This window comes from Microbispora catharanthi, from assembly GCF_006334915.2.
GTDB classification, from domain to species: Bacteria; Actinomycetota; Actinomycetes; order Streptosporangiales; family Streptosporangiaceae; genus Microbispora; species Microbispora catharanthi.
In genome coordinates, this window is sequence record NZ_VDMA02000003.1 from 198,452 (window position 1) to 217,230 (window position 18,779).

The 18,779-nt window shown below is 70.1% G+C and carries 16 protein-coding genes; 5 read left to right on the plus strand and 11 right to left on the minus strand.

All coding sequences use genetic code 11. The features are described from left to right. Positions 1–105 precede the first annotated feature (105 nt). The 4 genes from FH610_RS06640 to FH610_RS06655 all read right to left on the minus strand — a co-directional run bounded on the left by FH610_RS06640 (position 106) and on the right by FH610_RS06655 (position 4,223). Entirely contained in the window at positions 106–1,584 is a 1,479-nt protein-coding gene (locus FH610_RS06640; protein WP_240808804.1) for an AAA family ATPase, read from the minus strand. A gap of 178 nt (positions 1,585–1,762) precedes the next feature. Next, positions 1,763–2,947, minus strand: a complete 1,185-nt coding sequence (locus FH610_RS06645) for a serine hydrolase domain-containing protein (RefSeq protein WP_139573401.1) — start codon at positions 2,945–2,947, stop codon at positions 1,763–1,765. A gap of 38 nt (positions 2,948–2,985) precedes the next feature. Then, positions 2,986–3,363: a hypothetical protein gene (locus FH610_RS06650; RefSeq protein WP_139573402.1), complete on the minus strand. Its 378-nt coding sequence runs from the start codon at positions 3,361–3,363 to the stop codon at positions 2,986–2,988. A gap of 206 nt (positions 3,364–3,569) precedes the next feature. Next, positions 3,570–4,223 (minus strand): TetR/AcrR family transcriptional regulator, encoded by a 654-nt coding sequence (locus tag FH610_RS06655; protein WP_139573403.1) that lies wholly within the window; start codon positions 4,221–4,223, stop codon positions 3,570–3,572. A 162-nt stretch (positions 4,224–4,385) separates the two neighbouring features. On the opposite strand from FH610_RS06655, the gene FH610_RS06660 reads away from it, so the two are divergent. Then, the gene (locus tag FH610_RS06660) at positions 4,386–6,281 is read left to right on the plus strand and encodes an AfsR/SARP family transcriptional regulator (RefSeq protein WP_139573404.1); all 1,896 of its coding nucleotides are present in this window, start codon (positions 4,386–4,388) and stop codon (positions 6,279–6,281) included. 72 nt (positions 6,282–6,353) lie between these two features. Here FH610_RS06660 and FH610_RS42745 read toward each other — a convergent pair whose 3' ends face one another. The 5 genes from FH610_RS42745 to FH610_RS06680 form a co-directional block, all read right to left on the minus strand. After that, positions 6,354–6,527 carry a hypothetical protein gene (locus tag FH610_RS42745; RefSeq protein ID WP_161627928.1) on the minus strand — a complete coding sequence of 58 codons (174 nt, stop codon included), beginning with the start codon at positions 6,525–6,527 and terminating at the stop codon, positions 6,354–6,356. A 108-nt stretch (positions 6,528–6,635) separates the two neighbouring features. Next, on the minus strand, positions 6,636–7,082 hold the full coding sequence (locus FH610_RS06665) for a S26 family signal peptidase (protein ID WP_139573405.1): 447 nt from the start codon (positions 7,080–7,082) through the stop codon (positions 6,636–6,638). Next, positions 7,079–9,013, minus strand: coding sequence for an ABC transporter ATP-binding protein (locus FH610_RS06670; RefSeq protein WP_240808805.1), 1,935 nt, complete (start codon positions 9,011–9,013; stop codon positions 7,079–7,081). Before FH610_RS06670 ends, FH610_RS06665 begins: the two co-directional genes overlap by 4 nt. Beyond that, positions 9,010–9,552 carry a TlpA family protein disulfide reductase gene (locus tag FH610_RS06675; RefSeq protein WP_139573406.1) on the minus strand — a complete coding sequence of 181 codons (543 nt, stop codon included), beginning with the start codon at positions 9,550–9,552 and terminating at the stop codon, positions 9,010–9,012. The genes FH610_RS06670 and FH610_RS06675 overlap by 4 nt, the downstream gene beginning before the upstream one ends. A 15-nt stretch (positions 9,553–9,567) precedes the next feature. Continuing rightward, positions 9,568–10,110: a MauE/DoxX family redox-associated membrane protein gene (locus tag FH610_RS06680; RefSeq protein ID WP_161627929.1), complete on the minus strand. Its 543-nt coding sequence runs from the start codon at positions 10,108–10,110 to the stop codon at positions 9,568–9,570. A 469-nt stretch (positions 10,111–10,579) separates the two neighbouring features. Here FH610_RS06680 and FH610_RS06685 point away from each other — a divergent pair, with 469 nt between their 5' ends. Beyond that, positions 10,580–11,905, plus strand: a complete 1,326-nt coding sequence (locus FH610_RS06685; protein WP_139573408.1) for a penicillin-binding protein — start codon at positions 10,580–10,582, stop codon at positions 11,903–11,905. A 176-nt stretch (positions 11,906–12,081) separates the two neighbouring features. Here the strand turns inward: FH610_RS06685 and FH610_RS06690 are convergent, their stop codons facing one another. Together FH610_RS06690 and FH610_RS06695 are read right to left on the minus strand one after the other, a co-directional pair. Beyond that, on the minus strand, positions 12,082–13,164 hold the full coding sequence (locus FH610_RS06690) for an FUSC family protein (protein WP_240808806.1): 1,083 nt from the start codon (positions 13,162–13,164) through the stop codon (positions 12,082–12,084). Between the two features lie 211 nt (positions 13,165–13,375). Further along, the gene (locus FH610_RS06695; RefSeq protein WP_139573410.1) at positions 13,376–14,368 is read right to left on the minus strand and encodes a GlxA family transcriptional regulator; all 993 of its coding nucleotides are present in this window, start codon (positions 14,366–14,368) and stop codon (positions 13,376–13,378) included. Between the two features lie 350 nt (positions 14,369–14,718). Between FH610_RS06695 and FH610_RS06700 the strand changes: the two genes are divergently transcribed. The 3 genes from FH610_RS06700 (at position 14,719) to FH610_RS06715 (ending at position 18,638) form a co-directional block, all read left to right on the plus strand. Further along, the gene (locus FH610_RS06700) at positions 14,719–15,357 is read left to right on the plus strand and encodes an HD domain-containing protein (RefSeq protein WP_139573411.1); all 639 of its coding nucleotides are present in this window, start codon (positions 14,719–14,721) and stop codon (positions 15,355–15,357) included. Positions 15,358–15,956: 599 nt separating this feature from the next. Then, positions 15,957–17,438 carry an MFS transporter gene (locus tag FH610_RS06710; protein ID WP_139573412.1) on the plus strand — a complete coding sequence of 494 codons (1,482 nt, stop codon included), beginning with the start codon at positions 15,957–15,959 and terminating at the stop codon, positions 17,436–17,438. Positions 17,439–17,591: 153 nt separating this feature from the next. Beyond that, complete coding sequence (locus FH610_RS06715) at positions 17,592–18,638, plus strand: LysR family transcriptional regulator (protein WP_139573413.1); 1,047 nt, start codon at positions 17,592–17,594, stop codon at positions 18,636–18,638. Positions 18,639–18,779 lie beyond the last annotated feature (141 nt).

The following is an 18,779-nucleotide window of genomic DNA, read 5'->3' on the forward strand; positions in this document are numbered from 1 at the left end:
CCGGGGCCCGCTTTCCCGCGCTGAGTGACCGCCCTCGTGCGGAGCCCGGGACGGATCGCGAGTCGGCTGACAGGCCGAGCTGCGGTGCGCGTGACCGGCGGGGCTTCAGCCGAACGCACCCGGGGCGTAGATGTCGTCCAGGCCGATCAGGCGGATACCGGGATCCCCGGCGGCCGAGGCCAGCAGCTCAGTGGTGAAGCCCGAACCGCTGTAGCAGGCCAGAATCGTGTCGCGGGTGTCGTAGCCCTTGGCCGCGAGGAGGTCGCGGGCCCGGGCCAGCCGCCCCACGTGGTGATGGCTCATCGTCTCCCCCCACTTCGCCTCCCCCAGGGACAGCAACCTGCCCGCGCGGCCTCCGTCAGGGGGAGAGAAGACCGCCACGTCGATCTCTATCTGGGTGCGGTTCTCCGGGTCGTTCACGGTGCCCGCGCCCACCGTGGCGGGGAAACCCCCGAACACCTCTTCGCCTGCGCCCATGGCGTAGTCGCGGCACAGAGCCTCGAAGTGCGGGCCCACGATCTGGGCCAGGAAGGTCTCACGTACCGAGCCCCACACGGTCTCACCGCGATACGCCTCCAGCTCCGGCCAGCGCCGCCGCATCACGCCCTCGTAGAAGGTGATCAGGGGCTCGACGATGCGGTAGCGGGAACGACCCTGGCGGAAGACGTCCGGCTCCCGGGCCACCAGCGCGCAGTCCTCGAGGACGTTGAGCGGATGAGTGATCTGGTCCGACCTGCGGCCGATGTAGCTCGCGATACCACCGTTCGTGGTGTTTCCACTGGCGATCGCCGCCAGTACGGAGTGGTAGAGAGCCGGATCGCGAATGTCCGACTCCTCCGCGAGAAGATACCGGGCCTCACGGAAAAGAGGCTTCTGCGGGTTCAGTACGGTCCTGACCACCCAAGAGTCGAAGTCGGCCGGCCCGGCGGGCGCGTCGCCCTGCGTGAACTCGAACCGGTACGCGGGAGTGCCCCCGACGATCGAGTGCACGAGCACGGCCAGGCGCGGGTCAGTGAGCCCCCAGAACCGCGCGGCGTCGCGGTAACCGAAGGGCTGGACGACCAGTTCGAGCCCGGCCCGCCCCCGCAGCGGCGCCTGCCCCGCGAGCAGCCCGCCCATGACCGCCATGGCGGAGCCACAGAGGATCAGTCGCGCGGAACTGTCCCGTCCGCTGCCGCCCGGGCCGAGTTCGCGTTGGATGATGGAGGGGAGACTCGGCGTGACTCTGGACAGGAAGGGAAACTCGTCCACGACCACCAGAGTCGGCCGGCCTCGGAACCTGCGGAACAATTCCGCGATCGCGTCGTTCCAGTCGCGGAAGGGACGCTCCGGCACCTCCCGCGTATGCCGTACGAGCGCGTCCGCGAAGAGCCGGAGCGACTCCGCCTCCGTGGCCTCGGTAGCGGCGAAGTACATGCCATCGGTCTCCTCCGCCAGGGCCTGCAGGAGAAAGCCCTTCCCCTGCCTGCGGCGTCCGCTGACGATCCCGAGCGTGGCCCCGCTCATCGCAGTCGCCGACACGAAGGAGGCGAGCCCCTGCCACTCCCGCCCTCGGCCGAACATCCGCTCAGGCTTCGGAACCACATCACACCTCCATGACAGAGTGTGGTCCACAGGTGACGCCGCGGAAGTCGGTACTGGTTCTTCTCGGCGTTCGGGGCGAGCCCGTCGTCGATCGCTTCGACGGCCGCCTTCGCGCCTCCGGCACCCCGGCCCGATGCCCGCACCGAAGACAGCGTCGCGGCGCCCCCCGGCCCCGCGGCTACCGGGCCCCGGCCCTGATCGCGCCGCGGACCGCGTCGAGGAGCGTGGCGGCCCTCCGGTCCGGTACGCCTTCCCGGATGTGGTTCATGACGTAGCCGAAGGCCAGGCCGGTCGCCGGGTCGGCGAAGCCGAGCGATCCGCCGTAGCCGGGGAACCCGAAGGCGGTCGGGCTGTACCAGAAGGCGTCGGGTGTCGGCAGGCCGAAACCGGTGGCGATACGGACGGGCACGCGCAGGACGCGGTCCACACCGCTGACCTGCTCGGCGGTCGCCGCGGCCAGAGTGGCGGGTGAGAGGACGCGATGCCCGTCGACCTCACCGATGAGCGCGGCGTAGAAGCGGGCCAGCGCGCGGGCGGTGCAGACGCCGTTGGTGGACGGCATCTCCGCGAGTTGCTCGGCGGGGTCGTCGTGGTTCAGCATCGGCGTGACGACGGTCATCGCCCGCATCGTCAGCGACGTGGGATCGGCGTACGCGCTCATCACCTCGCGCGCGGGCTCGGGCAGGGCGTCCAGGTCGATCCCGGCCAACGCGCCGAGGTCGATCGGAGTGGAGACGATCCGGCTGACCCGGTGCCGCTCGGATTCCGGCAGTCCAATCCAGAGATCCAGGCCGAGCGGCGCCGCTATCTCCTCGGCGAGGAACGTGCCGAGACTTCGGCCGGTCACCCGGCGGACGACTTCGCCGACCAGCCAGCCGTACGTGTGGGCGTGGTAGCCGTGGTCGGTGCCCGGCTCCCAGAACGGCCGCTGGGCGGCCAGTGCGGTCACCATGGGGTCCCAGGCGATCGCCTCCGCCGGGGTGATCGGGTGATCGAGCGCGGGCAGTCCGGCCTGGTGGGTGAGCAGCCAGCGGACCGGGATCCGGTCTTTTTCGCATGCCGCGAACTCCGGCCAGTAGACGGCGACGGGTGCGTCCAGGTCCAGTTCGCCGCGCTCGGCGAGCAGATGCGCGCAGGCGGCGGTGACGCCCTTGGTGGTGGAGAACACGACCTGCAGGGTGTCGCGCTCCCAGCGGCGGCCGGTGCCGGGGTCGGCGATTCCGCCCCACAGGTCGACGACCTTCCTGCCGTGCAGGTAGACGGCGACCGCGGCGCCCACTTCCTGTCCGCCGGCCAGGTTGGCCGCGAACGCCTCACGTACCGCTTCGAATCCGGGTGCGGTCTCGCCGCCGATTTCGGGCATGCGTCATCGCCTTCGTGATGGATTGATCGGGGGAAGTGCTATCTCCGCCAGTGCCCGATGAGCCAGGCGCAGATTTCCGGCTCGGTCATCTCGGGAAAATCTTCGGACAACGTGACGAGCGCGCGCAGCGCCTCGTCCCGGTCCATGCCTCGCGCCGCCGCTTCCTTCAGGTATTCCTGTCGTGCGGCGGTAGGACGTCCGCCGCCCACGCCACGGCCCGGCAGGCCGTTGCGCCACTCGATGATCTCCGCGAGCCGGTCAGGCCGCCAGCCGGGAGTCCCGTCGACCTCGACATCGGGCTCGGGGAACGGGCGCTCCGAACCGCCGGGATAGCGGGAGCGCCACTTGTGCACCGCGTGCCGGCTCACGCCCAGCGCCTCGCCGATGCCGACGACGCCGAGGTATCGCTCGGTCATGGTGCACCAACTCTGTCTGTACGGCCTCCTCCGCGGGTCTCATTACTACCACGCCCACGACGAAGCCCCGCAACGACAACGAGTTAACTTCGTCCCTTATGGTGACGAAGTTAGAGCAGGAGGCGGGACATCGTCAACCGCCCGCAAGCCGACGGCCCCACCGGAGGTCCCAGGAGGGCCGGCCGGCGAGGAGGACGATCTCCGTCTCACCTACGAGAGGGACGCTCCAGCGGTGGGGGCTCCCCCGGCAGGCGGAGCGTGCGGTGGACCATCTGATGCAGATAGCTGCGAAAGCGCCACAGCGCGACTGGATGGTCGTGGTCGTAGCGCCGGCCCGACCGGTCGTACACGCCGCTCTGCACGAAGCTGTGGACGCACCAGATCACCGAGTTGATGGTGTAGTCCACGTCCACGTCCGGGGCGGTCACCAGGGGAGCGATGGTGTCGATCACGAACTGCGCCGCAGGCGCGGCGTACATCGGCTCCAGCTCGGGGATGTCGGTGGCGTCGGAAAGCCACCTGTGGGTGTAGAGCGCCGGATACTCCGGCTGCCTGCGGCAGAAGTCGATGTATCGGTCGAGGAGCCGGTGCATGGCGACGATCTTCTGTTCTGGCGAAGCGCCGACGATGTCCTTGACCCCCCTTTCCAGGACGGCGTTGTGCGCGCTGTTCATGCGATCCATGACCTCGAGGTAGATCTCGCGCTTGTCGCCGAACCGCCGCCTGACGTAGGCCACATCCGTGCCCGCGGCGTCGGCGATCTGCCGCATGTCCGTGCCGTCGTAACCCAACCCGGCGAACAAGCGGGTCGCCACCTGGAGAACGCGGTCGGACAGGTCCCCGTCGCCCGTACCCGTCATGGGGTAGTCGGTTCCCGCCTGGTCTCCCCCTAATCACGCACTTGCCCCGGTAGGCGCGATCCGGAACTGTTCCGGACGCTCGCCGACCTTGTGGGGGTTTGCGGCGGGCAGGGATCTTCGTGGGGATTCCGACGCCTATGGAGGTCCCCTCGTGCATCGATCATGCGGTTGGACGCGTACGTCCGCGCCCTCGGGCTTCCGGAGGGCGGATTGAGCCTCCGGTTCGGGTTGCTGGGCCCGGTCGAGGTCAGGAGGAACGGCAGGCCGGTCCCGCTCGGCTCGCCCAAGCAGCGCGCCCTGCTGACCGCGCTGCTGCTCGAACCCAACCGGGTCGTGTCGATCGACCGGCTGATCACGGCAGTGTGGGACGAGGAGCCGCCCCACTCCGCCGTCGCCAACGTCCGCACCTACGTCAACCGGCTGCGGGGCACGCTCGGCGAAGGCGACCGGCTGACGGCCCGGCCGCCCGGCTACGTCCTCACCGCACACGCCGGCGAGCTCGACGTGACCGAGTTCGCCGATGCCCTGCGGCAGGGCAGGAAGGCGCTGTCCGCCGGGCGGCCGGAGGCGGCGCTGCGGCACCTGTCGGCGGCCCTCGCCCGGTGGCGGGGCGCACCGGCCGAGGACGTGCCCAGGTCGGCGGCGCTCGGCCCCCGCCTGGACGCGCTCGCCGAGCAGCGCTGCCTGGCCCTGGAGGCGCAGGCCGAGGCCCGCCTCATGCTGGGCGAGCACGCCGACGCGGTGCCGGAGCTCCGCGAGACGGTGGCCGCCCATCCCACCAGGGAGCGGCTGTGGGGCAGCCTCATGCTCGCGTTGTATCGCACCGGCGACTCCGCGGCCGCGCTGTCCGCCTATGGGCAGGCGCGCGCGTTCCTGGCGGAGGAGCTGGGCGTCGAGCCCGGGCCGGAGCTGGCCGAGCTGCACCGGAGCATACTCAACCGGGACCCGGCGCTCTGCGCGGTTCCCCGGCTCCCCGCCCCCGGCTCGTCCCACCCGGCGCCTGCGCCGAAAGCGCAGCCGAAAGCGGAGCCGAAAGCGGAGCCGACGCCGGTCGCGGGGTCCGGAAGTCTCGTGGGCCGGGATCTGGAGCTGGATGAGCTCGTGGCCGCGATCGCCGCCTCTCCCCCGCGGCCCGTCGCCGTCCACGGTCCGGCGGGGGTGGGCAAGTCGGCTCTGGCCCTGCATGCCGTCCGGATGGCGGCGGCGGATTTCCCCGGCGGCGTGCTCCACGTCGATCTGCGGTCCCTTCCCCGGCCCGGCGCGTACGAGACGCCGGCGCGGCTGCTGAGCCTGCTGGGGCTGGCGGGCGACCAGATCGCTCCGGACCTCGACGACGCGGTGCTCCAGTTCAGGACCGCCACGGCCGAGAGGCGTGTGCTCGTCCTCCTCGACAACGTGACCGACGAGGGGCAACTGCGGTCTCTGATCGGCGCCTGCCCGGACTGCCGGTTCGTCATCACCAGCCGGAGGGTGCTCGCGGCGCTCGACGATGTCGACCATCTGCCGCTCGCTCCCCTGACGGACGACACGGCGTACGAGCTGCTGGTCCGGCTCTGCGGCCGGGACCGGGTCGACCCCGAGCAGGTGAGGAGAGTGGCCCGGCTCTGCGACAACCTGCCGCTCGCGCTGCGGATCGCGGGCAAGCGACTGGCGGTCAGACGGGAGTGGACGCTGGCGGCGTTCGCCGACATGCTGGCCTGCGAGGAGCACCGGCTCGACCTGCTGACCTGCGGTGACCTTTCCGTGCGAAGCGCCCTCGACCTCGACTACGAGGCCCTGCGGCAGTGCGGGGGAACGGCGAACGGCAGCGCGCTCGCCCTGTTCCACCGCCTCGGCGAGCGAGGCATGGCCGACTGCGGGTCGGCGACCGCTGCGGGGCTCCTCGGATGCGACCGGCGCACGGCGTGGGCGGCGCTCGGCAGGCTGGCCGATCTCCGCCTGATGAGGTCGATAGCCCCCGACCACTACCGGATGAACGACCTCACCCGCCTGTACGCCATGGAGATCGCCAGAACCGCCGGAAAACACGAGAGCGGGAATTCGGCGGCATTCGTCTAGGGTGGCGATGCGAGAGCGGAGCGCCCTTTGCGCAAGGGGCGTTTACGCGACAGGGCGCTCCGCTGTATTCGTCTAGCAGAGGTACTGCCACGGAGTGCAGTAGCCGCTGGGGATGCCCGACCCGCTGCAGCAGTAGCGCTGGACGCAGGTTGAGCCCTCATACCAGCAGTTGACCGCCTCCGCGCGGGTGGCCGGGACCAGCCGGGCGACCATCCGGTCCGCCAGCCGCTGAATCGTCCGTGTCATCAAGTTCCTCCTTCTGAAGGACTCCTTTTCGGTGACCGACATTAGGAGCGGCTTCGATCAGGGACGTATTACCGCGATACACGATTGCCTGTATTGGCTTCACCTGGTTCACGCGTTCAACCGCCGGAGCACGACACCGGTGATCCTGCTTTCCGGAAGGAGCCCCCACTGCCGGGAGTCGGTGCTGCGCGACGGGTTGTCCCCGAGGACCAGCAGCCGCCCCGGCGGCACCCGGGTCTCCCCCAACGCCTCGAATCCCGGAGGGATCGGATCCCCGGCCACGGCCGCGGCCCGCTTGATCACCAGGTTCGTGCCGCCGTCGAGCACGACGCCCTCCCCGGGGCCCACGCGGGAGATGACCACGATGTCCCCGCGCCGAACGCGCCGGCGGGGCCGACCGGGCCCCAGCCTGCGCACGAGAACCTGGTCACCGGGCCACAGGCCGGGCTCCATGCTCTCCCCGTGCACCTCGACGACGCGCAACGTCCGCCTGGCCACCATCACGACGACGCCCCCGAGCGCCGATGCGAGCAGGACGAGCAGGACGGGTGTCATCGTGCCCCCGAGAGCCGGTCGCGCGGGGCGTCGGCGTTCCGGTCCTCCCGCTGCCGGTATCCCTCCGCCTGGAGGGCGAACATATGGGCGTAGATCCCGCCGCACGCGAGCAGCCCGGTGTGCGTGCCCTGCTCCACGACCCGTCCGCCGTCGAGGACCACGATGTGGTCCGCGTCGCGTACGGCGCCGAGCCGATGGCTGATCAGCAGGCTCGTACGGCCGCGACGGTGCTCCCGCAGGCCCTGGTGGATCTCGTGCTCCGCCTCGGCGTCGAGGCCCGAGCTGGGCTCGTCCAGGATGAGCAGGTCCCGCTCGCCCCGCAGGTAGGCGCGGGCGAGGGCGAGCCGCTGCCACTGCCCGCCCGACAGGTGGACGCCCACGTCGCCGCCGCCGTCCACCACGGGACCGTCCTCCGCAGGGCCGTCCGCCGCGGGGCCGTCCTCCACGGGGCCGTCCGCCGCGGGGCCGGCGAAGATACGGGACAGCATGGTGTCGTACCCCCGGGGCAGGCCGCTCACGACGCCGTGCACGCCCGCCCGCCGCGCCGCCGCCTCGACCCTCCCCCGGTCGTCCAGCGCGGCGAGATCGCCCAGGCCGATGTTCTCCGCCGCGGTCATGTCGTACTCCATGTAGTCCTGGAACACCGCCCCGATCCTCGCCCGAAGCTCCGCCGGATCCATCTCCCTGAGATCGATCCCGTCCCAGAGGACCGAGCCGCGTTCCGGGTCGTACATCCGGCACAGGAGCTTGACCACCGTGCTCTTGCCCGCGCCGTTCCTCCCGGCGAGCGCCACCGCGCCGCCGTACGGGATGGTCAGGCTGACCCCGCGCAGGGCCCAGGGATGGCCGGGCGAGTAGCGGAACCACACGTCCTTCAGCTCGATCCCCCGGCGCAGCGGACCGGCCCGCCGGGGCCGGGCCGGGACCGGCAGGTCCGGCTCGGCGTCCAGGACGGCGAGGTAGTGGCCGAACAGCAGCACCTGCTGATGCGCGGTGACGAGTTCGACGACGAGACCGCTCGCCGCCGCCTGGACTCCGGCGACGGCGGCGAGGAACAGCGCGACGTCGCCGACCCCGCCCGTGCCGTTCGCCGCGGAGAGGAGAACCCACAGCAGGCCGCCCCCGGTCGCCAGCGCCGCCGTGGTCCCTGTGAGGGCCTGGACGCCGAGTTCCCGCCGGTCGGTGCGGCTCCGCTCGGCGTTCGCGGCCCGTCGCTGGGCGGCCATCAGCCGCCGCAGATGCGCACCGATGCCGAAGAGCCTCAGCTCCTTGGCCGCCTGGACGTTGACGAGAAGCTCACCGAAGAAGAACTCGCGGCGCTCGACCGGGCCGATGCCCCACAGCATGGCGGCACGCCGCCGGGACAGCCAGAGCTCCGCGGCCAGAGACGGCACCGCGGCGCCGACCACGAGGGCGGCCATCCACGGGCTTATCGTCACGAGGGAGACGAGGAACCCGGCGCCGGTCATCACCGTCCTGGCGGCGCCCAGGGCGGCGGAGACCACCATGCCCGGGGTCGCCCCGCCGTACTGCTGGGCCATGCGGATCCGGTCGAGGAACGCGGGGTCCTCGAACCTGGCGAGGCCGACGAACCGCTCGGTGGCCCTGAAGAGGCTGTCCTGGGCGACGAGCCCGATCCTGCGCCCGCTCTCGTCCCTGACGTACTGGACGATCTGCGGCCCGAGCGCCGTCAGCACCCCGCACCCGGCGAGCGCGGCGCCCAGCGCCGCCGTCACACCGGCCCCGGGCCGGCCGCCGGCGATCTCGTCGAGGACCAGCTTGGTGCACCAGGCGATCGTCACCGGCAGGACGGCCATGAGCGCGCTGAGGACGGCGAAGGCGATGGTCAGCCCCCTGCCGGCCCGCCAGGCCATGCCGAGAGCGGTGACCACCGCCCGCGCTCCGGCGAGGCCCCGCACCCGCGCCGTCACGCGTGTACGGGAATCTTGTCGAGGTCCTCGAGAGTGGTCCCGCTGGCGACGACCCTCCCGCGCACATCGACCAGGGCGAGGGACGGGAAGCCGTTCACCTGCAACGCCTTCGTCAGGCCGGTGCCGTACTCCTCGATCAGCACCAGGGCGACCGGCTCCAGCGTCCGCCGCTCGTCCGCCACCTCCTCCTCCGTGCCGACGAGCACGGCGAGCACGTTGCCGCGTCCTCCAGGGAAGGATCGCGCGCGCTCGGCGAACTGCGGCAGGCGGTCGTGGCAGGCCGAGCACCCGGGAGAGAAGACGCCGACGAGGACCGGCTCGGTCAGCGTCTCGTCGGAGACGTGGACGCCGTCGGTGCTCACCGCGGAGAAGCCGCCGATCGTCGCCCCGGGCGGGAGCACGATCGACGGGGACGCCATCGGCCTCGCCGACAGCATCTCCTCGTGCGCCCGCAACCGCCGGATCACCCCGACCGTCAGCACCAGGTCGATCAGGCACAGGACGCCGACGCCCAGGACGAGCGCTGTCAGGAACGGCATGAGGGACTACCTCCGTCAGGGTGAACTGGTGAAGAGACCGGCGATCTCGCCGATCGCGGACAGCAGGACCGCCGTGGCTCCGGCCGCCAGGGCGACCGCGGCGAGCCCGGCCGGCCCGAGACCCGCGGGGACGGCTCCGGTCCAGGCCGGAACCGCTCCGATTCCGGCCTGAACCGCTCCGGCCGCCGCCGCGGCGATCAGCACGGCGTTGCGCGCGAGATGACCGGGGCCCACCGGAACGGCGGAGGCGCCGAAGCAGCGGCAGGGGACCCGCCTGCCGCGCCGCATGGCGACGACGATGGCCACGGTGAAGGCCACGAGCAGCCCGAGCGCGACGCAGAAGCCGGCGAGCATGGTGGGCGGCCAGGCCAGCAGCGGCGCGACGGCGACCTCGGCGGTGACGACGAGCGCCACGACGGGCCGGGCCGGCAGCCGTGTGAGGGCGCGAGTGGCCACCGTGAACTCCTCGTACGCCGCCCGCCCGCGCAGCTTGCTCACCGCGGACATGAGGAAGACGATCCCCGTGAGCAGCCGGAAGAAGGCGAAGAGATAGGCCACGGGCGTCCTCATCCCCGGTTGGGCGGGCGGGTCGCCCACCACGTTAGGAACCACCGCGGGACGCCGGGTATACGACGGCTACACGTGGCGATGTATCGGGGACGAACGCCCCGCCCGCCTGGCGATTCCCGCTACGCCGCGGCGCGTGTGGTGAGCCGTTCCATAGCGACGTTTCATCTCCGGCCGCTGTTCCAGCGATCGAGATGGAGTCGGCTCGCTACCGAACGCTTTCGATGGCCGTCCAATCGTTCATCGGCGGGGCGGAAAACTGAATAACGGCATGTCCCTCGGCAATGACCGCCGTCTGCGGCCGTCATCGGCGAAATCACCCTGTCGAGGAATGGGCACCGAGGTGCCCGCGCGAATTTGGCCGGCATGGTGCAGGGACTGCATCATGGAAGGACGTTTCGGCCCGGCGAGACAACCGGGCCGTGGCGGAAACGCGGCCTTGGGCGACCGAAGGGCGACGATGAAGGCACTTCTGGTTTTCCTGGGCGTCGCCACGATGGGTGCGGTGATCGCGGTTTTCCTGTTATTGCGGAACCCGGCGGGCGGCGACGTCGACGATGAGCCTGTGGCCTTGGTCTCCACCGCGGCGGCCTCCGCTTCCCCGGCGGCCCGGAAAAGCGTGCTGCTGGACGCCGAGGGCGCCGTCATCGAGGAATTCTCCGGCGACTGCGCCAACAGCGGATATCCCTATCTCTGCCGGTATGTCAAAGGGCGGCTTCTCGCCGAGGATCCGCGACTGCTCACCCGTGACGGCCTGACGATCCAGACGACGATCGACCAGCGGCTCCAGCGGGCGGCGCAACAGGCCGTCGACGCCTACGTCCACCGCGACGACCCGCAGGTCATGATCGTCCCAGGTGAAGGGGCCGTCAAGGCCATGGTCACCAGCCGTGATCCCGCCGACGGGCCGGGTTTCCAGCAGGGCACGACGGCGATGCCCTACGCCCTGGCCGCCGCGCTCGCCACCGGTTTCCGCTACGACGACGGGTTCGTCGTCTCGGACGAGTACCGTCCCCGGAGCTACTCGAAGTTCAAGACTTGCGCGGGCCAAGCCGTCGCAGATCCAATGCACAACATCCACAACCGGAAGAAGGGCGGAGTCCGGTTCGTCACCCTCCGGTCGGGCACCCAGGGCGCTGTGAACACCTTCTTCATGCAATTACAGGAGAAGGTCGGCCTGTGCGAGACCGTAAGGATGGCCCAGCGGCTCGGGCTCAGGAGCGCCGACGGGAATCCGCTCCGAGAGTTGGAGACCTTCGCGCTGGGCCTTACCGAGGCCGATCCCGTCTCGGTGGCCAACTCGTACGCGAGCCTCGCCGCCCGTGGCCGCTTCTGCGAGCCGCGAGTGATCACGGAGATCCGCGACGGCTCAGGCGCCGGGCACCCCTTCCCGGCGCACTGCGAGCAGGTCCTGGACCCGGCGGTCGCCGACGCGGTCACCGGAGTGCTGTCGGACGTCCTGGCGAAAAGCTCACTCAAGGGCGTCGGCCGCGAGGCGGCGGGCATGCCCGGCGAGGGCGACGGCTTCCGCACCGCCTGGTACGCCGGATACACCCCCGGCCTGGCCTCGGCCGTAAGCCTCGGCGACTCTCGTGGCCCGGTGCGGCACCCGATGGTGGACGTCACCATCGGCGACCGCCGCTATTCGCACGTGGACGGCACGTCGGTGCCCGGCCTGATCTGGAAGAAGGCGATGACCGAGGCGCTGCGCGGAACGCAGGAGACCCGCTTCGTCCGACCGGACGCCGAGCGCTTCGGCGGCTGCCGCGACGCCTGCCCGAGCTGACCGTCGCCGCCCCCAGAACCGGTCATCATGACCTGCCAAGGCAGCGACACCCCGCCTCTTGAGCACGTACCTGAGGAGCCGGCGGGCCGTGACCAGCGCTCGATCTGGTTGGTCTCGCCCGGGGTCGAGGCCGACTCGGCGCAGGCCTGAGGGTGACGGTGCGCTGGCGTTCGACCTCAGCCGCGCATGCTCTCATCGTTCAGCTCGTTCAGCTCGTTCAGCGGGGTCAGCGCGGCCGATGCCGCGTCGTGATCCATGCCGGTCGCCTCGAGCAGGTCGACGGCGATGGAGCGTAGCTGCGCGATGATGACGTTCGCCGAGAAGCCCAGGTTCTTGGGCCGCTCCCGTGCGGCGACGGCGAGCAACGCCTGCCTGGTCAACATCGGTTCCCGTCCGGCCCCCAGTTCGAGCTGGAGCAGCAGCGCCGCCTCAGAGACTTCGCGCAGCAACTCGGCCAGGGCGACCGGTGGCGGGCTCGCCTCCCCCATCGCCGCGAGCGTGCGGCGGACCAGAACGCGTGCGTTGCGCAGCGCCAGATCCACCGGTAGGGCGGCGGTCGTGTACCTGGCCAGTCTGGCCCGGTGATGCCAGCGCAGCGGCGAGATCCTGATGATCTCCTTGCTGTTCTCCAGCGCCGCCGCGAAATCCTCGACCGCCGTCTGGGTCCTGCGGCCGCACTCCAGTGCCTCGGCGGCCAGGTCCATATCGCCCTTCTCGATCGCCTCCGCCGCCTGTTCCAGCACGGTGGAGAAGGCGTCCAGCACGCCGGACAGATGTTTGCCCGCGATGGTGAGCGGGCTGGCGGGCAGCAGTGCGACCGCGGCGATGCCGATGATGCCGCCGGCGAGCGCATCGGCCATCCGGTCCAGCCCGCCGCCGTCCTCGCCCGGCACCAGCATGGCGACCAGCACCGCGGACGACCCGACCTGCGACACGAACAGCTCGCCGCTGTTCAGCAGCGCCGCGATGGTCATCGCCAGCGCGATCACGAGCGCCAGCTGCCAGGGGCCCGAGCCGATCCAGGACACCAGCAGGTCGCCGATGCCCACGCCCAGACTGACGCCGACCACCAGCTCGGCCACCCTGCGCAGCCGCTGCCCGAGCCCCAGACCCACGCAGATCATCACAGAGATGGGTGCGAAGAGGGGATGGGCGTGGCCGAGCAGGTGAACGGCGACGATCCAGGCCAGCGCCGCGCCCACGGCACACTGCGCGATAGAGGGCACGATCAGGCCGAACGTACCCAGCCGTTTCCTCACCTGATCATCGAGCCACGTGCGCACTCCTCTACGATCGCGGATCTTTATGACATTGGGATCACATTTGCCCCGAATTCTTCTGGTTCGAACCATTCTGCGACGGCCAGGCCTTTCAGGCGTGGCGATCGCCCTGTCGCCGTCACCTCGCACGGCTGTCCGGAGGGTTGGCGGCTACCAGCCCGGGACGTCGTTGCCGACCGATGCGGCGGCGCTACCCGGCTTGCGCCTGACCCGCGTTGACGCGGCGGGCCGTGCCGAACCGGCGTTGGTAGGCGGCGGGGCTGATTGACAACTTTCTGGCGAAGACCCGCCGCATGCTCTCGTAACTGGGGAACCCGGCGAGGGCCGCAGCCTGCGTCGCGGTGTGTCCTTGGTCGAGCAGTGCCCTGGCCAGGTCGAATCGGATGTCCTCCACGTAGCGGGCCGGTGTCGTGGACAGCTCGTCGTGGAAAAGCCGGGTGAGGTGCCGGGTGCTCACGTTGAGGTGTTTCGCAAGCTCACCGAGCGAGTGGTCCCCGCAGGGGTTCGCCGTCACCAAGTCGGTGATCTTACGCAGAGCCGACGAGCGGGGCGGCGGTCCTTTCAGCGGTGCCGAGAACTGGGACTGGCCACCCGCACGCTGCATGTACACCACCAAGGCGCGGGCGACGTCGCGCGCAAGGTCGGGCCCGTGGTCCTCTTCGACGAGGGCGAGCGCCAGATCGATGCCGGCCGCCACCCCTGCCGACGTGTATGTGGTGCCGTCACGAACGTAGATCGCGTCGGGCTCGACACGACACGTCGGACACCGGGCGGCGAGCTCGTGCGCGACCTTCCAGTGCGTGGTCGCGCGCTTGCCGTCGAGGAGGCCGGCGGCGGCGAGGACGAACGCCCCGGTGCAGATCGACGCGACCCGGCCGGCCACAGCCGCGGGTATCCGCGCGGCGTCCGCCAGGTCGCCGGGGACACGGGCGCGCGGATAGAGATCCGACCCGGCCACCAGCAACGTACCGAAAGCCGTCTCCGAGGAGACGGCGCCGTCCACCGCGATCCGGACCCCGAGGTTCGACGTGACGTCCGCACCGGTCGGCGACAGCAGCACGATCCGGTAGTCGGCACCGAACCGGTTCGCCTCCTTGAACACCTCCGCGGGACCGGCGACGTCCAGCAACGTCACTCCGTCGTAGACGAGGATCGCGACGCGATGGGGGGCGGCGTCCGCCACTCCGGCCCCACGGGAGCCGGATCCGCGCGGTGACCGGCCGGATCCCGCCGGCACCGACCGCTGTCGGGCCGACGGCGCAGAAGGCATTGACACCGTTCATTGGTAGCACATCGTCATCGGAGATCACGGGGATCCTCCAGCCGTGACCGGACGACACGAATTCGCAGGCCACGTGCGGGGCCCTGCTGCGCGACGTGGTCGCGGTGGTGCGCCCGGCGGCGATTTCGCCCTGTCTGGATATAGGTGATTCCTGGCCGGACGAAGGCGGCGCCGCACGCCGATCGGCGGGGAGCATGGAAGTCGGACACACGGTCCACAGCCCGACATAATTCCCCGGAAGGTCAGGGGTCATGCCAGAGGTCATCGCGGGGTTGGAGATTCCTGAGACAGCGGCGGTCGCCGAAGCGACCGCGCTCATCCAGGAGACGACCAGCCCCCTCATCTACCACCACTCCCGGCGGGTCTACTTCTTCGGCCTGATTCACGCTCACAAGCTCGGTGTGGAACCGGATCCGGAGCTGCTCTACTTGGCGGCCATGTTCCACGACACCGGCCTCCTGACTCCCTTTTCCGATGTCGAGCAGCGCTTCGAAGTGGACGGCGCCGACCATGCGCGCAAGTTCCTCCTGGACCGGGGTTTCTCGGCGACCGCCGCCGAGACCGTCTGGACGGCGATCGCGCTGCACACCACGCCGGGCATCCCCGGCCGGATGGCCCCGGTGATCGCGAGCACGCACCTCGGCGTCCTGACCGACGCGATCGGCTTCGGCCTGGACAGGATGGAACGCGATCAACTGGGCGAGATCCTCGCGGTCCACCCACGAGGGGACTTCAAGAACGAGTTTCTGCGCGCCTACGTCGACGGACTCAAGAACCGCCCCGAAACCACGAACGGCACCGTGAACTCCGACGTGCTCGAGCACTTCGTCCCCGGCTTCCGGCGCATCACGACGGTCGAGCGCATCGTCGGCTCGCCCTGGCCGAGTTGACCGCACATCACACGAAGCCACGCGCCCACGAGCGCGCCGTCCCCGGTCCACCCGCTCTTCCGGGGGCGTGGGTGCAACCCGGCCGCGCCCGGCTGACCGATCTCGCCCAGCGCCTCCGGGCCGGACGGCTCAACCCCATCGTCGGCGCCGTGCGACCGCTGTCGGGCTGACGCCGGCGAACCCCGCCCGCCCTGAACGGCAGACGGGGTTTTCGCATTTCAGGAGCTACTTGAGGAGCTGGTGGGACCATGCGCTGGATCTGGTTGGTGCCCTCGTAGATCCGGGTGTTCTCCGTCGTGCTCCTCGCCCGCCTGGACCCACTCGCCGATCTAGCCCTTGAACTGGCCGTACGCCTTCGGACAATTGCCACAGGTTTTCGTGCCCGCGAATAACAATGACCTCTTGTTCATTCACTCCAAAACCGTGTCATGCGGGTGGTGCACACGGTCGGGCATGCCGCTAGCGTAGGAGCCCTCAATTCACCTTGGCCGTACGGGCGCCGCCCGCAACATTCACTTTTGCCTACACATTTCCAGCCACCGAGATTTAAGAATCGATGACAATCGAAACCGAGGGAATATCGTGAACAAGGAGCTGTCATGAGCCAGGGCACGGCCTCGGCCGGCGGCGGTGTCAGGGGCGTCCCTTCCGAGAAGCGAGTCGGCCAACACTCCTCGTTGGTCCTGCTCGTGGTGTCCACGGCAATCCTGCTCGACGCTCTGGATCTGTCCATCACTCAGGTCGCGCTCCCCGACATCCGCAGAAGCCTCGACTTGTCCACGTCCGGCGTGCAGTGGACCGTCAACGCCTACGTCCTCACCTACGCCGGCTTCCTTCTTTTCGGTGGCCGCGCCGCCGACCTGCTGGGCGCCCGCCGCGTCCTCCTCTTCGGCCTGGCCGTCTTCGGCGTCATGTCACTGGTCGCCGGGCTCTCGCCGAACGCGGTTGTGGTCATCCTCGCCCGCGCCATCCAGGGCGTCGGCGCCGCTCTCACTGTGCCATCCAGCGTCGCGATCATCGCCGGCACGTTCGCCGAGGGCCGCGAGCGCAACCGCGCCTTCGGCGTCTTCTCCGCGGCCGCCGCCTCCGGGTTCTCCGCCGGACTGATCCTCGGCGGCGTCCTCACCGACCTGCTCAACTGGCGCTGGATCTTCTTCGTGAAGGTCCCGATCGTGGCCGCCACACTGATCATCGGGGTCCGCGTCATCCCCCGCGCCGAGACCCATGACCGCTCGCGCAGCTACGATCTGCTCGGCGGCGTGCTCTGCACCGCCGGTCTACTGCTCATCGCGTTCGCCGTCACGCAGATCGCCGGCCACACTGTCCCGGTGCCTTTGGTCATCGCCTCCGCGGTCGCCGCCGTGGTCCTGCTGATCGCGTTCGTCGTCAACGAGGCCAAGCACCCCGATCCTCTCCTGCCCCTGAGGATCTTCCGGATGCCGACCCTCCGCAACGCCGACATCTCGTCGCTGGCCGTGCTGGCCGCCCCGTTCGGCTACTCCTACGTGGTCACCCTCTACACGCAGGAGGTTTTGCACTACTCGCCGCTGAAGACCGGTCTGGCGTTGCTGCCGGCGGCGGTGGTGTCCGCCCTCGTGTCCCGCTACATGGCGCCGGCCCTCATCCGCCGCTATGGCATGCGCATCACCGGCAGCCTCGCCGGCCTGTTCCTGGTCGCGCTCGGATTTCTCATGCTGGCCCTTGTCGACGTCGACACCGGCTACGCCACCGTGCTGCTGCCCTCATCGATCATCTGCCTGGGTCTCGGCGTGGGCAACGCCTACCCGACCTACGCCATCGGCGGCGTGACCGGGGTCGGCATCTCACAGCAGGGTCTAGCGGCCGGCATCCAGCAGACCGCCCTCCAGGTCGGCGGTGGGCTCGGCCTCGCCCTGGTGGCCACGGGCGTGAGCGCCTCGCTCGACGGCAAAGCCGACCCCAACGACTACATCCCCGCCCTGCACGTCGGCGCGTTCGTCGGCACCGTCATCCCACTGCTCGGCGCGATCGTGACCCTCCTCGGCCGGATGGACGCCCCCGAGGCGGTCGCCGAAGAACAGGAGCAGGCGGCAACGGCGTAGACCCCTGGAAGGGGCATTTGGGCCATGCTGACGTCGCGCGGACGTGCCGAGTTTGTCCGCACGGCATTGTGAGCACCCTGCCCCTGATCACCCCCGTGGAATAAGCCCGCCCCCGACCGCGCGACGAAGGCCTCGTCCACCCGGCGGCTCCCCGTGACCTGCGCCGACTTCCGGGTCGACGCGACTGCGGCCGTGGCCGTCGGGAAGGTCGGTGGCACCGATCATCCCTTGTGGGTAGAGTTGCCAGTTGACATGGGACCGGAACTCAAGCATCTCCGGTATTTCGTCGCCGTGGCGGAGGACCTGAGTTTCTCCAGGGCCGCCCGGCGGCTTTATGTCTCGCAGCAGGCGCTGAGCCGCATCATCCAGCAGCTCGAACACCAGCTCGGCGTCAAGCTATTCGAGCGCACCACCCGCAGCGTGCGGCTGACCTCCGCGGGTCAGGCGATGCTCGGCCCGGCGCGGCAGTCGATCGCCGCGGCCGAGGACGCACTCAAGACCGCCCAGCGGGCCGGCAGCGGCGGGTATCAGCGCTCGCTGCGGGTCGACATCTCCTCCAGCGGCCTCCAGACCGGGGCAGTTTTGCTGCGCCACTTCCGGCAACTGCACCCGCAGATCCCGGTCTTGCAGATCGAGGAGGGCGTCACCCGCGGCCTGGTCGCCCTGCAGGAAGGACGCCTCGACGTGCTGCTCGGGCTGGCCACCCACTGTCCGATCGAGATTGCGGCCGAGGTGATCCGGCGGGAGACGGTCGTGCTGGGCACGGCCGCCGACCATCCGCTCGCGGATCTGGAGGTCGTGCCGGTGGCGCGGCTGGCCGACTTCGAGCTGTTGCTGCCCACCGAAGAGGCGGCCGTCGAGTGGGTCGAGTTCGTCGCGCAGTTCTGCCGGCAGGCGGGCATCCGAGTGCGCAGGTGGCCGGGCGTCACTTACGGCTCGCATGGCGCGGCGGACGTGCTGCGCGAGAGGCTCTGCGTCACACCGACGACGCGCTGGCACGAACCGCCTGCCGACCTGGTGTTCCGCCCGCTCGTCGAGCCTGTGCCGGTGTTCAGCTGGGCCATGATGATCGCACCTGCCGTCGAGAACACGCCTCAAGTCAAAGCCTTCGTCGAGTGCGCCCGCCTGGTCGCCAAACAGTACGACTGGCTGCTGCCACGCCAAGACGACATGTTCCGGGAAGCCGACGCGACGTCGTGAAATCCGTCGTGCCCGAGGTGGCCCCTGAGTGAGCGTGACGATCACATAACTGATATTGGCCGTATCGGGCTCTTCATCGGGCCGGCCGCTCAGGCGGCTCCCGGTCCTGCGAATCTAAATCAGTTCTCCATTCGGCTTGGA